General features: G+C 41.7%; 14 protein-coding genes. 7 read left to right on the plus strand and 7 right to left on the minus strand.

The window, feature by feature from the left end; all coding sequences use genetic code 11:
• Positions 1–15: 15 nt before the first annotated feature.
• Positions 16–660: a hypothetical protein gene (locus tag ACVHUV_RS03775; protein WP_462086161.1), complete on the minus strand. Its 645-nt coding sequence runs from the start codon at positions 658–660 to the stop codon at positions 16–18.
• Between the two features lie 520 nt (positions 661–1,180).
• On the opposite strand from ACVHUV_RS03775, the gene ACVHUV_RS03780 reads away from it, so the two are divergent.
• The gene (locus ACVHUV_RS03780) at positions 1,181–3,151 is read left to right on the plus strand and encodes a methyl-accepting chemotaxis protein (protein WP_462086162.1); all 1,971 of its coding nucleotides are present in this window, start codon (positions 1,181–1,183) and stop codon (positions 3,149–3,151) included.
• A gap of 54 nt (positions 3,152–3,205) precedes the next feature.
• Here ACVHUV_RS03780 and ACVHUV_RS03785 read toward each other — a convergent pair whose 3' ends face one another.
• Positions 3,206–3,700 (minus strand): DUF1648 domain-containing protein, encoded by a 495-nt coding sequence (locus ACVHUV_RS03785; RefSeq protein ID WP_462086163.1) that lies wholly within the window; start codon positions 3,698–3,700, stop codon positions 3,206–3,208.
• A 138-nt stretch (positions 3,701–3,838) separates the two neighbouring features.
• Here ACVHUV_RS03785 and ACVHUV_RS03790 point away from each other — a divergent pair, with 138 nt between their 5' ends.
• The 4 genes from ACVHUV_RS03790 to ACVHUV_RS03805 all read left to right on the plus strand — a co-directional run bounded on the left by ACVHUV_RS03790 (position 3,839) and on the right by ACVHUV_RS03805 (position 7,216).
• Positions 3,839–4,780 carry a Gfo/Idh/MocA family protein gene (locus tag ACVHUV_RS03790; RefSeq protein ID WP_462086164.1) on the plus strand — a complete coding sequence of 314 codons (942 nt, stop codon included), beginning with the start codon at positions 3,839–3,841 and terminating at the stop codon, positions 4,778–4,780.
• A 189-nt stretch (positions 4,781–4,969) separates the two neighbouring features.
• Positions 4,970–5,719: a methionine ABC transporter ATP-binding protein gene (locus ACVHUV_RS03795; RefSeq protein WP_462086165.1), complete on the plus strand. Its 750-nt coding sequence runs from the start codon at positions 4,970–4,972 to the stop codon at positions 5,717–5,719.
• Complete coding sequence (locus ACVHUV_RS03800; protein ID WP_462086166.1) at positions 5,712–6,374, plus strand: methionine ABC transporter permease; 663 nt, start codon at positions 5,712–5,714, stop codon at positions 6,372–6,374. The genes ACVHUV_RS03795 and ACVHUV_RS03800 overlap by 8 nt, the downstream gene beginning before the upstream one ends.
• 14 nt (positions 6,375–6,388) lie before the next feature.
• Positions 6,389–7,216 carry a MetQ/NlpA family ABC transporter substrate-binding protein gene (locus tag ACVHUV_RS03805; RefSeq protein ID WP_371390721.1) on the plus strand — a complete coding sequence of 276 codons (828 nt, stop codon included), beginning with the start codon at positions 6,389–6,391 and terminating at the stop codon, positions 7,214–7,216.
• A 150-nt stretch (positions 7,217–7,366) separates the two neighbouring features.
• Here the strand turns inward: ACVHUV_RS03805 and ACVHUV_RS03810 are convergent, their stop codons facing one another.
• From ACVHUV_RS03810 to ACVHUV_RS03820, 3 genes are all read right to left on the minus strand, one after another.
• Positions 7,367–7,675: a type II toxin-antitoxin system RelE/ParE family toxin gene (locus ACVHUV_RS03810; RefSeq protein WP_462086167.1), complete on the minus strand. Its 309-nt coding sequence runs from the start codon at positions 7,673–7,675 to the stop codon at positions 7,367–7,369.
• Positions 7,665–7,952, minus strand: a complete 288-nt coding sequence (locus ACVHUV_RS03815; RefSeq protein WP_462086168.1) for a type II toxin-antitoxin system Phd/YefM family antitoxin — start codon at positions 7,950–7,952, stop codon at positions 7,665–7,667. The genes ACVHUV_RS03810 and ACVHUV_RS03815 overlap by 11 nt, the downstream gene beginning before the upstream one ends.
• A gap of 274 nt (positions 7,953–8,226) precedes the next feature.
• Positions 8,227–9,420, minus strand: a complete 1,194-nt coding sequence (locus ACVHUV_RS03820) for a coenzyme F420-0:L-glutamate ligase (protein ID WP_462086169.1) — start codon at positions 9,418–9,420, stop codon at positions 8,227–8,229.
• A 108-nt stretch (positions 9,421–9,528) separates the two neighbouring features.
• Here ACVHUV_RS03820 and ACVHUV_RS03825 point away from each other — a divergent pair, with 108 nt between their 5' ends.
• Positions 9,529–10,410 carry a LysR family transcriptional regulator gene (locus ACVHUV_RS03825; RefSeq protein WP_462086170.1) on the plus strand — a complete coding sequence of 294 codons (882 nt, stop codon included), beginning with the start codon at positions 9,529–9,531 and terminating at the stop codon, positions 10,408–10,410.
• A 29-nt stretch (positions 10,411–10,439) separates the two neighbouring features.
• Positions 10,440–10,985 (plus strand): GNAT family N-acetyltransferase, encoded by a 546-nt coding sequence (locus ACVHUV_RS03830; RefSeq protein WP_462086171.1) that lies wholly within the window; start codon positions 10,440–10,442, stop codon positions 10,983–10,985.
• 71 nt (positions 10,986–11,056) lie between these two features.
• Here ACVHUV_RS03830 and ACVHUV_RS03835 read toward each other — a convergent pair whose 3' ends face one another.
• Together ACVHUV_RS03835 and ACVHUV_RS03840 are read right to left on the minus strand one after the other, a co-directional pair.
• On the minus strand, positions 11,057–11,428 hold the full coding sequence (locus ACVHUV_RS03835) for a cytochrome-c oxidase (RefSeq protein WP_371390718.1): 372 nt from the start codon (positions 11,426–11,428) through the stop codon (positions 11,057–11,059).
• Between the two features lie 136 nt (positions 11,429–11,564).
• On the minus strand, positions 11,565–13,238 hold the full coding sequence (locus tag ACVHUV_RS03840; protein WP_462086172.1) for a ribonuclease J: 1,674 nt from the start codon (positions 13,236–13,238) through the stop codon (positions 11,565–11,567).
• Between the last annotated feature and the right edge of the window lie 25 nt (positions 13,239–13,263).

Here is a 13,263-nt window from a genome sequence, read left to right on the forward strand (position 1 = left end):
TTCAGCACGGCGCAATTACTGTTTTTTCTTTGCTTCCTTCTCTTTTTCCTTTTCCAACACTTTCTCCTTAAGTTGCTTCATCGTTTCCTCATATTCTTCATCTACTTGTGACGTAGATGGTAAGAAAGGCTCGGTATTATGATCAACTCGTTTACCGTACCGCAACATTTCATAAATAATCATGCCGCTGTTCGGCTTTCCGTTAATCGTAGACATCGGAATGGCGTCAAACAGTACGTAGTAAAAAGAATAGAAGATAAATCGGTTCCAGAAAGTTTTCGTTTCTTCCATAAAACCATTTGCAAGTAAAGCATTAATGAGGAGTGCAATTGATAAATTCATCAGTATTGGGCCAGCAAAAATACAAATATAAGCAAAGTTACTTTTCCTTTTAATACCATCGTAAGAGAACCAGCTATACAAATGATAGTATTTTCGAATGTCGAACATGCCTAATGTAAAAATACGTGGTCCTGACCCAATGGTAATACGAGGGTTCACGACACCAAAAATCCAACTCACGAGTAAATAACCTGTTTCGCGTATGAAAACGACAACAGGCAATATAATGAATGCTGAAATGACGAGAGAAACAAGATCTGCGAATCCAAACAATTTCTTCACATCCCAACAAGTAGTTCCATTCAAAGCTTGAAACATACAATACCCGATTAAATCGTTCCTAACCGTAAAGTTATTCTTTGGATATGTAGAGAATGGGAGCCTAGGTAAAAAACGTGTAATCTGTTTATTGGTTTTCAACGCTATCAATAAACAGCATGATTGTCCTATTAACTACAATTTGAACGTAAAATTTGAAGGCCTAAGACATTGGCCTCTACCTGTAAAAGTCAATTCAATCTAATTAGATAAGTAGAATTGTTTCACAGGCCTTACTCGATACTTTTATACATGAATATTCTTCACCTGTGAGCATTGTGTGACAAGGGACCTTGTCGCTTCCTTTTGTAGGAATAAGTATTTATAATTTAACAGTATTGATTATAGGAGGAAGGTAGTATTTTATGAAAAGAACAAAAAGTATCATTGTTAAACTTTCATTATTAATCATTAGTGTTTTTGTCATACTGTTTGTCTTATTCGCGAGTATCACGAGTTTGTTGTCCATAAAGAAACCGTTCGTAATGCTGAAGATATTTCATTGGCGGATGCTGAACGGGTGGCATTGAGACTAAGTGAACAATTCCGCCAGACAGATGAATCGTTACATACGACAAAGCGCGTGTTGGAGTCGATGAATGCTTCTGAACAATTGACAGCAACAGACATTCTTGATGTGTTACATGCGAATTTGGAAGGAAATCCGAATGCGATCGGCATGGCTGCAATCTTTGAGAAAGGCGTATTGTCAACGGATGATTTGTCTACTGAGCAACAACAGTTGATTGATGCGGAAGGTAGATTCGCCTCATACTTATTAAAAACAAAGACGGGAACGAATATTATACCTGCTTCTGGTTATGAACAAGAAGGAGAAGGCGATTGGTACTTAGTTCCTAAAAGAGAGAAAAAAGCATTTTTCCAAGAACCGATTACATACGAGGAAAATGGCAAGACATCCAGTTTCACGATGCTCTCAGTGCCTTTATTGGCAAAAGACGGGTCATTCATGGGTGTGTTAACAACGAGCATGTCCTTGGACTATTTCGAAGAGCTAACAAAGAAAATTGCACCTAAATCTGGTTATGCTGCGGTTATTACAGACAGCGGTACACTTTTGCAAAACAGCATTAAAAAAGAAATGAACGGTACGAATATGAAAGATGCCATTGATTGGCAGCCAGTGAAAGACCGCCTTATGAAAGGTGAATCGGTTGCAATGTATGTGGACTCACAGAGCTTAGGTGAGCAGGCATATAATTCTTTTGCGCCGATTTTTCTGGAAGGGTTTGAAGAGACGTGGACAGTTCAAACCGTCATCCCACGATCTGAAGTGACGTCACTTTTCTCGGCAATTGTCAAAATCATTATTTGGGCAGGATTCGTAATGATGGTGTTAATGGGACTTGTTACTGCAGGATTCATTTATCGTCAAATCAAGCCCCTCACGACAATTCAACAATCGATGAAACGTGCTGCTTCAGGAGATTTAACTGAGTCGGTAGATGAAAACGGCTTGAAATTGGATGAAATCGGATCTGTCACGCAGTCGTATAATTTCATGTTGCGACAGACGAATGAAGCGCTGTCTGAAGTGCTACAAGCATCACACCAGTTATCTGATTCGTCAAAGCAGGTGAATCATGCATTTGAGGAAATTGTAGCATCGAGTGAAGAAGTTACCGTTGCGACGGAAGAAATTGCGCAGGGGGCTACGAAACAATCCGAAGATACTGAGGAAACAAGTATGCGAATTGGTGAGCTTGCGGATCGGATTAACAAAATCGCCGAGCTATCCGGAAATATTGATACGTTGTCTCGTCAAAGTATTGAATCAACACAAGAAGGAATGGCACAAGTTTCACGTTTGCGAACGGAGAATGGTGTTGCTAACGAATTGAATGCACAAGTTGAAACACAAATGCATATGTTGACAGATAAAATTGCTGGGATCAATAAAATTATTACATCCATTCAAGATATTACAGCGCAGACAAACTTACTTGCGCTCAATGCAAGCATAGAGGCTGCTCGTGCTGGCGAACATGGGAAAGGTTTTGCGGTCGTAGCAGAAGAGGTGCGAAAACTAGCTGAGCAATCCAATCGTGAAACAACGACTATTCAGCAAACCGTGCAGGAGATATTAGAGCAATCTAAAGTGACTGTAGATGTAGTTGGTAAAAATACGCAATCCATGGAAAATCAAAATGAATCGGTTGTAAGCACAGAGCAATCATTCATTCGCAATGCAGCGTTAACAGAGGAAATGAGCCAGGCGATTGAAGAACTTGCAGACAATCTACAAGAGATGATTGCGCAAAAGGAGAAGGCGATTGCGGCAATTCAAAATGTATCAGCCGTCTCCGAAGAAACCGCAGCATCTGCTGAGCAAGTAAGTGCGTCTTCGGTTGCACAACAACAGGAATTAGAAAGGGTAGCAGACTCTGTACAAAGCATGACCCAAATTGCTGTGAAATTGCAACAAGTCGTGGATCGGTTCACGTTAAAAGGAACGGATGAGCCCAACTAAAAAAGCTAAAAGTAACAAGCAGAGATGGTCCTATAAGGCACCGACCTCTGCTTGTTATTTATTTTTCACAGAACGTACAATGAAGAAAGCCATTGAGCCAAAAAGAATACCGAGGTAGATCGGCAAGAAAGCAAATCCGAGAGACGATGCTTTGCCGAGAGCTACTTGAATGGATTGGAAACTAATATATGCAAAAAATAAAAGGGCTTCATTCTTAATGACGTTTAGCAGCATGCGTGAATTTTTGTATTGAAACTCGATGTTCGTCTCAGTCAAGTTTAGATAGTTATGCCACTCAGGATGTTTTTCTAGAAATGCTAAAAATACGGTTAATAAACATGAAATTATTGGAAGTAAAAGTAATTCCCATTTCGAACCCCACCGATCCACAACTCCAGCACTGTCATAATGAGCAGGCACTTCATCAGGCAATTGCCCCCAAACAATAAGTAAGTAACCAATCCAAGCGAGGAAAACAAGTGTCGCTACAAGGTCAAATAGCTTTTCAAATCGGGTTTTTGGAATGTTTAGCTTTGGGCGCTTGTTCAATGTTCGACCTCCTTTACTAGTAGTATTAATCCTAATTATACGATAAAGCAAGCCTACTCAGTTCATATGTGAAGAATTCATTCCCACTATGTCTTCTATTTTCTCTTATAGTACGATAGAAAGAAAGGGGGAATCAGCATGTTAAAGATCGGCATTATTGGTTTAGGGGTGATTGGTCAGCGTCTTCTTTCGCAATTCGAGGAACATCGTGCGGTATCCATTACAGCTGTATGTGATGTATCGGAAGTACTAGCGAAGCAAACGGCCGAAAGACTTGGAGATGTACAGTTTTACACAGATTATCAGCACTTAATTGCAGATGGAAATGTTGAGCTTGTTTATGTGGCGGTTCCTCCAAAATTGCATCATGCAATAGTGATGCATGCTCTGCAAGCCAAGAAACACGTGCTTTGTGAGAAGCCATTAGCCAATTCATTGGAAGAGGCAGAAGAGATGGCGCGAGCGGCGAAAGAAGCAGGTATTGTACACGCGATGAACTTCCCATTAAATTACGGCCAGGCCGCCACGAAATTTGCTGAACTACTAAGCGAAGGGTATATTGGCAAGTTGCGTCGGGTACAACTGACAATGAATTTTCCGCAATGGCCACGCGCTTGGCAACAAAATAACTGGGTTGGTGAGCGAGAGCAAGGCGGTTTTGTCCTTGAAGTCGGTGTGCACTACATCCAACAGATACTAAAATTGTTCGGTGAGATGAACAACATCCACAGTAAACTGGAATTCCCGGATAACCCAATTAGCTGCGAAACAGGTATTCTTGCAACTGCTGAATTGGTGGATGGTACTCCTGTTTTGATTGAGGGATTAAGTCAAATTTCCGGGATAGAATATATTGGATTTACAGCATACGGTTCCGAAGGTGTTCTCTCTATTGAAAATTGGGGCATGTTACGTGGAGGGAAAACGGGAGAAGAACTGGAAGTCCTTTCTCTAGAAGAAACAGTGCCAAGTCGGCTAATTGATGAGTTAGTGAAGGCGGTTAATGGAGAGAAAGCGGAGATTTATGATTTTGAAGTCGGTTACCAAGCTCAAAAAATATTGGAATGTTTACGTGCGTAATGGTACTGTCAGATTGCATTTCTTGATAGCTAACACAGTTATAGGATAGATTAAAGGACTAGTACAGGAAAATCAATCTGTACTAGTCCTTTTCAGATTCTTTTATTTTAAATAATGACAGTGCAGAATCCGTGCGTTATAATGAAAAGCGTTGTTATCACCCTTCGTCTCATGAAAGGGGATTTTTTTATGATTCATTTACACAATGTCAGCAAATCTTTTCACACGTTTCAAGCTGTGCAATCTGTTTCATTGACGATTGAAAAAGGGCAAGTACATGGTATTATCGGAGCGAGCGGTGCGGGAAAGTCGACCTTGCTACGGCTAATCAATTTGTTGGAAATCCCTGATGCAGGTGAAGTAGCCGTCAACGGTCAAAAGCTTACGCAGTTGAATGGGAAAGCGTTGCGAGAAGCGCGCAAGTCCATCGGGATGATTTTTCAGCACTTCAACTTAGTCGCGAATAAAACCATCTATGAAAATGTGGCGGTTTCATTAAGATTGGCAAAGTATCCGAGGCGGCAACGTCGAGAACGGGTAATGGAATGTCTGCAATTTGTCGGCTTGGCTAGTTTCAAGGACAAGTATCCTGCGCAACTTAGTGGCGGTCAAAAACAGCGTGTAGCGATAGCCCGGGCATTGGCGAATTATCCACAAGTGTTGTTGTGTGACGAACCGACGTCTTCCCTTGATCCAAATACGACTGCTGAAATTCTTGGCGTGTTGAAGAATGTCAATGAAACATTTGGCGTGACAATTGTAATGGTCAGTCACGAAATGGACGTGATCAAGAGCATCTGTAACCATGTGACGGTGCTGGCGGATGGTAAAGTGTATGATTCACTTGCTATTGAACCTAAAGGAATTCGTTTGATAGACGATAACCCGGAAAACTTTGTGAAGCAGCTGACAGAGGAAGGTGAAAGTGATCATGCCTGATATATTGCTTCAGTATCAAATGGAGATTTGGCAATCGATTAGAGAGACGTTTGCAATGGTTGGTGTGTCCATTTTAGCTGCTATATTTGTCGGGCTTCCAGTGGGCACGTTGCTGTTCTTTTGTAGAAGAGGACAAATCTATGAGAATCAGCTCGTCTTTTCAGTCGTGAATTTACTTGTAAATATCATTCGTTCGTTCCCGTTTTTATTGTTAGTCGTGTTCTTAATTCCCTTTACGCGAATGGTAATTGGTACGGCAATCGGTACAGCTGCTGCAACGGTTCCATTATCCATCATTGCGATTGCACATTATGCACGTTTGGTTGAACAATCGTTGTTAGACGTGCCAAGAGGTGTGTTGGAAGCAGCAATTTCAATGGGGGCTTCTGTTCGGGATTTGGTGTTTCGGTTTCTGTTCGTAGAAGCTCGTTCTGGGCTTGTCCTCGGATTGACGACGTCCACAATCAGTTTCATTTCGTACTCAACGATCATGGGAGTGGTTGGAGGAGGGGGAATCGGAGACTTCGCCATTCGATACGGTTACCAACAATTCAAGACGGATTTAATGCTCTATATGATACTCATTATGGTCATCCTTGTGCAGTGTATCCAATTTACAGGAACGACTGTCGCACGATGGATTGACAAACGATAATAGGAGGAAATGACATGAAGAAATTAGTATTGCTTGCTGCAATGTTAATGTTGGTATTAGCAGCTTGTGGCAAGGAAAAAGATACGAATGAGGCACCAAAAACAGAAGGTACAGATGAAAAAGTGACATTGAAAGTCGCTTCATTAATTCCACCGATGACAGAAATTCTTGAGTTAGTAAAACCTCAATTGGCTGAAGAAGGCATTGACCTTGAAATGGTCGTCCTTGGCGATAATGTGCAGCCGAACACTGCGTTAGCCGCTAAAGAGGTGGATGCGAACTTCTTCCAACACGTACCGTACATGGAAGAATTCAACCGTAACAACGATGCGAATCTCGTTCCAATTACGCCAATCTATTTTGCAAATTACGGTGTGTATGCAAAAGACTATTCTTCCATGGATGAACTTCCTGAAGGTGCTGTCATTGCAATGGCAAATGACGTTTCAAATATCGATCGTTCTTTGGCGTTGTTAGCGCAACAAGGTGTCATTACGTTAAAAGAGAAAACGGATACCTATTATACAAAAGCGGACATTACGGACAATCCAAAAAACTATACGTTCGAAGAAGTAGATTTGCTGATGCTTGCCCGCATGTACGATGACGCAGATGCTGTCATCATGACACCAGCTTATGCTGCTCCGCTAGGATTGACGCCAAAAAGTGATGCCCTTCTTACGGAAGGTGTTGAAAACGACTTCGCGATTACGTTAATTGCACGCGAAGATAATAAAGACTGGGAACCGATTCAAAAGTTAGCGGAAGCAATGACTAGTCCTGAAGTACGCAAGTTTCTAGAAGAGAATTATGATGAAACAGCCATTCCGGCATTTGAATAAAAATTAAAAGAGGGCCATTCCATTTGTATGTACAAAATGGGTGGCTTTTTTCATTTGAAAAGATTATAAGTTTCTCTAAAGATCTATTTTGTTTTGGTTACAGTTTTAGAAAGACGCATGGAGATTGGTTCATACGCATATCTAATGGTGTTATTTAACGTGCTGGGTGAAATCCCTTCTTCCATATAAAATCCTGTGAATCTCTACTATATCCTTCTTGATAATATAGAAAAGTGCGTAATTTTTTACGGGTAGTAATCGATACTCAAAGTTTAGAGATTTTACAGGTTCATAAACACGTTGTGAATAAGGAAATTGCTGAAGAATTAAAGAGGCCTCTTCTATGGAGCTAATGAAAGTAAGTGCTGCATCTGGAGAAGCTAAATTTATAGATATATAGTCAATAATATCTCTTAAGTCCTCCAATGCAACTGGTAAATAAGTGATTTTATAAATCATAGTTGCTAGCTTTATCAGCTACTCTTGTTCTTAAATCCTTTATTACCTCATCGTGTGAATATCTTTTTTCGGATGATAAAGCTTCCATTTCCGCCTCTTTAAGTTTCAAATAGACTTCTTGCATAGCCATCATTTTTTCGTAGGCTGGAATACTCATGACGACCATATTACCATAGCCATTCTTTGTTAAAAATACAGGATCATTAGTTTCATGGACAATTTTAGCGATCTCAGCAAAGTTATTGCGTAAATCTGAAACGGGTCTAATTTGTGGCAATTTTTTAACCTCCGTTCATTATCGTGATATTATCATAATACTATCATGGTTTTATCATAAAAACAACTTAGTGAATGGAATTTACTTTCATGTTTCAGTGAATATAGTTTGTCGTGCTCTAAAAACCTTACAGCTGCATTTTATCCGCGCACAGATGTCCGTCGCATACCCAATCGTCCCCTCCAGCTCATGAAACCCGCACAAATCGCCAAAGCAAAAAGAAGCTGTCGCAGAAAATCAGTTGCTACTGACTTTCCGGACAGCTCCTACTCAATTACTTCGTATAGTTATCAAAATAGCCTTGAATGAACACGATTGGTGTTCCTTTATCACCACTACCTGATGTCAAATCGGAAAGAGAACCGATAAGGTCAGTCAGTTTACGAGGAGTTGTCCCTTGAGCTTCCATCGCACCTACAAGGTCTTCCTCTTTGTTTTGGATGAAATCATTAATCGCTTTCTTCAAATCGTCGCCACGGAGATCAGCGAAGTTGTTATCTGCCAAGTATTTCAGCTTGATTTCATTTGGCGTACCGTCAAGACCTGCTGTATAAGCTGGAGAAACGACTGGATCCGCAAGTTCCCAAATTTTACCTACAGGATCTTTGAACGCGCCATCACCGTAAATCATAACTTCCACAGTTTTACCCGTTTTTTCTTGCAACATCGCTTGGATCTTGTCAACAACCGGTTGGCAGTTGTGCGGGAAAAGTTTGACGCTATCTTCTGTTGCTTTGTTTGAACCGAGTAAGCCATACGCTTCGTTATATCCACTGCCGTCAACAGATTCAGAAAGAATGTTGTCAAGGCTGTAGATTTTTTCGCCGCCATTTGCTTTTAGAATGCGCTTCGTTCTGAAACGTGTATGGATGTCACATGTAAGTACGTTTTTCGTATAATCTAAAATCGTTTTCGCATTATTGGAGAAGATGACTTCACATTCAACGCCATACTCTTCAATGATGGATTTATAGTAGTCGATGTAATCAACACCTGTAAATGTATGTTTATTGTAACCGAAGTGCTCGCGGAATTGTTGTTCATTCAACACATCTGTCCAAGGGTTAACGCCTTTTTCGTCAAGTGTATCTATATCTACTAAGTGATTACCGACTTCATCGGATGGGTAGCTTAGCATTAAGACAATTTTCTTTGCTGCGCCTTTCGCGATTCCGCGCAGACAGATCGCAAAACGATTTCGGCTTAAGATTGGGAAAATGACACCAATTGTATCTTCGCCAAATTTCGATTGAACATCTTTTGCTATATGATCAATTGTTGCGTAATTTCCTTGAGCGCGTGCAACGATGGATTCAGTGACGGTCACGATATCTCTGTCATTAATTGTAATGCCTTCAACTTCTGAAGCTTTTAATACGCTGTCTACAACGATTTCTTCAATATTGTCCCCTTTATTGATAATTGGGCAACGAAGACCTCTGACAACCGTTCCAACTACTCTTTCCACATGAATCGCTCCTAACGCTTTTTTATTCACTAACTACTTGTACTATACGCTTTTTACATGGTATAAGTAAAATTAATACTTCTAATAATGGGTATAAGGGGTGCTTATATGGTAAGTAAACTGGATTTATATAGGGTTTTCAGTGTCGTTGGGAAAAATGAAAGCTTTTCAAAAGCCGCAAAAGCGCTATTTATGACGCAACCGGCAGTTAGTCAGGCGGTCATGCAGCTTGAGCGGGAATTGGAAACACGTCTATTTAACCGGACGCCAAAAGGTGTGACACCGACAACGGAAGGAAGCCTTCTGTTGGAGTATGTTAATTCTGCCATCAATTTAATCGAAATCGGTGAAGAAAAAATTGCGGAATTTAAAAATTTGACGTCTGGCGAGCTACGAATCGGAGTGGGTGATACGATTTCAAAGTATTTTTTATTGCCACAGCTGGAAGCATTCCGGAATCGTTACCCAAACATTAAACTGAAAATCGAGAATGGCACGACGGATGTACTGATTTCATTCCTCAAATCGGGTGAAGTGGATTTAGGAATTTGTAATTTACCTGTCAATGATGCCACGTTGGATGTACGGCCTTGTTTTGATATCCATGACACATTTGTGTATGGTGATAAATACCGTAAGCTTCTTGCGAAACCGATCGACTTCCATGACCTTGCAAAATTGCCCCTCATTTTTTTAGAGCCGAGTTCAAATTCTCGCAAATATGTCGAAGAATTTTTGTTTTCAAAGGGTGTGAAGATTGCACCTGAATTTGAATTGGGGTCACATGATCTCGTTGTAGAATTTGCGCGCATTAATATGGGGATTGCGTGTGTCACAAGGGAGTTTACGGAGGAGTATTTAGACAGAGGAATTCTACATGAAGTGCAGTTGAAAGAAGAAATACCGCATCGAAGTATCGGGGTCTGTTCATTAAAAAGTGTGCCCCTTTCACCCGCCTCTACTAAATTCGTGGAACTTGTGGTAAGTTGATAGGAAGCTAAAAGGGAAGGGGTATGAAAATGTTTACACATCAAATTGACGAAGATACGGTGATACGTTTATTGGAAATTAGAGATGCTGATCGGTTATTTACGGTGACTGACATTTCAAAAGACAGTTTGCGAGAATGGCTTCCGTGGGTTGACTATACAACGTCGGTAGAAGATTCGAAGAGCTTTATTGCCGGAACGATGCAGAAATTCGCGCGTAATGATGGTTTTGAGGCGGGCATTTGGTATAAAGGGGAACTAGCTGGTGTAATCGGTCTGCACGGCATTAATTGGTCCAACAAGTCGACGTCGATTGGTTACTGGCTTGGACGAGGTTTTGAAGGCAAAGGACTTATGACAAAAGCTTGTGAAGCAGTCATTGCTTATTGTTTTACAGAATTACAGTTGAATCGTGTTGAAATCCGTACAGCTACGGAGAACTATAAGAGCATGGCCATTCCACAAAGGCTCGGCTTTACAAAAGAAGGCTGTCTGAAACAGGCGGAATGGCTGTCGGACAAGTTTGTCGATCATTATGTATTTGGCTTAGTTAAAGAAGATTGGCAAAATCGATAGAACAGCTCGCACATGCACGAACAGACGAAGGGAGAGTGTGCCATCATCTGTTCATGCTGTTCACTGAAAGACTACTTCCTGTCTAATCCGGTTAGGACATTCATGCCAAAGCAAAGAACACCTAGCACAGTCATTGCACCACCTGCAGTCGCCAACATGAACAATATCGGCGGGCCGCCCATAATCGCTGCCGCAATACTTATCATCATCACCGGCAAACCGATGTTATGAAGCCAAAAGTGCGCTTTTGCCAGCCTGGACTTTTCTAAACTAGGATATAGATGATAGAAAATCCCTGCTAACGCCAAAGATACCCAGCCGACCAAATTCAAGTGAACATGCACCGTCGCCATGTTAAATACATGCGTAAACGACATGAATAATCCGAACGAAATGCCAATCATGAAATAGACAACTGAAATCTTCAACAACGTTTTCCCCATTACCTCTCCCCCCTCTCGATTGATCAATCCCATCTATGTAGTATATGCAACACCAACTAGTTCAAATGGGGCATATTTTTGGTGCCAGTCCCCCAAACAATTCAAAATTGTTTTGGGGACTGGCACCATTTTTTTCTTAGATTTCGATGATGAAGGGGATGATCATCGGGCGTCTTTTTGTGCGCGTGTAGAGGAGTTTTTCAACCGATTTCCGGACGGCATGCTTCAAATCGTTGCGACGGTACCGCGTAGAAGGTTTCGCTTCTTTGATGGTCGAAACGACAAGCTGGTTTACTTCTTTGTATAAGTCTTCCGCTTCACGTTCGTAGACAAATCCTCGAGAGATAGTGTCAGGAGCGGACAGCAATCGGTTATCTGCTTTGCTGAGTGAAATCACAATGATAAGCATGCCTTCTTCGGCGAGCACTTTGCGATCTCGCAAGACGACTTTTCCTACGTCACCGATGCCCAATCCATCTACAAATACACTTCCTGCATCGACGCGCCTTGTCTGGCTAGCAACCCCGTTCTGAATATCGACGACATCACCGTTGTTTAAGATAAAAATATTTTTACCGTCCACACCGACCGATTCTGCTAACTTTTTGTGGAGTTGCAACATGCGATATTCACCATGAATCGGGATGAAGTATGTCGGTTTCATTAACGTAAGCATGAGTTTCAGTTCCTCTTGGAATGCGTGTCCTGAAACGTGCATGCCGGATGCGCTACCGGAACCATAAATGACTGTAGAACCGAGTTGAAACAAATTATCGACAATGCGTGAAACACTCTTTTCATTGCCTGGTATCGGACTGGACGCAAGAATGACTGTATCGCCAGGCAGGACGGACACTTGGCGGAATGTATTCGTCGATAACCGGGAGAGGGCGGCCATAGGCTCTCCCTGGCTACCTGTACAAATGATGACGACCTTTTCGGGTTCCAACACATTCACTTGTTGTGCATCTATGAGCATCCCTTCAGGTAGGTGGACGTATCCAAGCTCCTCCGCAACGGAAACGACATTGACCATGCTTCGGCCAAGCAGCGCAACATGGCGATTCGTCATCTGTGCTGCGTCAATGATTTGCTGGATGCGGTGGACGTTTGATGCGAAAGTGGAGATGAAGATTTTCCCGGTTGCTTTCCGGAACGCGTCTGCGATGTTGTCTCCAACTACACGTTCGGACTGTGTAAATCCTGGTCTCTCGGCATTCGTGCTCTCTGACAATAAAAGCAGCACACCTTTTTTCCCGATGTCCGCCATTTTATGAAGATCCGCATATTCTTCATTAACTGGCGTCAAATCGAATTTAAAGTCACCGGTATGGACAACAATTCCTTCTGGAGTTTCGAATGCAATCCCGACACAATCGGGTATACTATGACTGGCTCTGAAGAACGAGGTGCGAATGCTGCCTAGTTCAATCGTCGCGTCAGGGTGAATTAAGTTCAACTCCGTATCTCGAAGGAGGCCATGCTCTTTTAATTTTAACTCAATTAAACCAAGCGTCAGCCGTGTTGCATAAATCGGTACATTCAATTGCTTTAAGAAATATGGGATACCGCCAATGTGATCCTCGTGGCCATGCGTAACGACGAGTGCACGCACTTTGTCCTGATTTTCTAGTAAATACGAGATGTCTTGGATGATCAAGTCGACGCCTAGCAAATTTTCATCAGGAAACGAAGACCCACAATCAATGACAATCATATCCTCCCCATACTGCAACACATACATGTTCTTCCCAATCTCGTTAATGCCTCCTAGGGAAAAAACGGATAACTTACTTCCTGCATCATTCAAAGGAACCCCTCCTATAAGATATGTA

This window comes from Sporosarcina saromensis, from assembly GCF_054901285.1.

Coding starts and splice junctions, on each gene's coding strand:
- ACVHUV_RS03790 (WP_462086164.1), top strand. CDS start 3,839: ATGTTAAAGATCGGCATTATTGGTTTAGGGGTGATTGGTCAGCGTCTT.
- ACVHUV_RS03795 (WP_462086165.1), top strand. CDS start 4,970: ATGATTCATTTACACAATGTCAGCAAATCTTTTCACACGTTTCAAGCT.
- ACVHUV_RS03830 (WP_462086171.1), top strand. CDS start 10,440: ATGTTTACACATCAAATTGACGAAGATACGGTGATACGTTTATTGGAA.
- ACVHUV_RS03810 (WP_462086167.1), bottom strand. CDS start 7,675: ATGATTTATAAAATCACTTATTTACCAGTTGCATTGGAGGACTTAAGA.
- ACVHUV_RS03800 (WP_462086166.1), top strand. CDS start 5,712: ATGCCTGATATATTGCTTCAGTATCAAATGGAGATTTGGCAATCGATT.
- ACVHUV_RS03775 (WP_462086161.1), bottom strand. CDS start 660: ATGTTTCAAGCTTTGAATGGAACTACTTGTTGGGATGTGAAGAAATTG.
- ACVHUV_RS03835 (WP_371390718.1), bottom strand. CDS start 11,428: ATGGGGAAAACGTTGTTGAAGATTTCAGTTGTCTATTTCATGATTGGC.
- ACVHUV_RS03805 (WP_371390721.1), top strand. CDS start 6,389: ATGAAGAAATTAGTATTGCTTGCTGCAATGTTAATGTTGGTATTAGCA.
- ACVHUV_RS03825 (WP_462086170.1), top strand. CDS start 9,529: ATGGTAAGTAAACTGGATTTATATAGGGTTTTCAGTGTCGTTGGGAAA.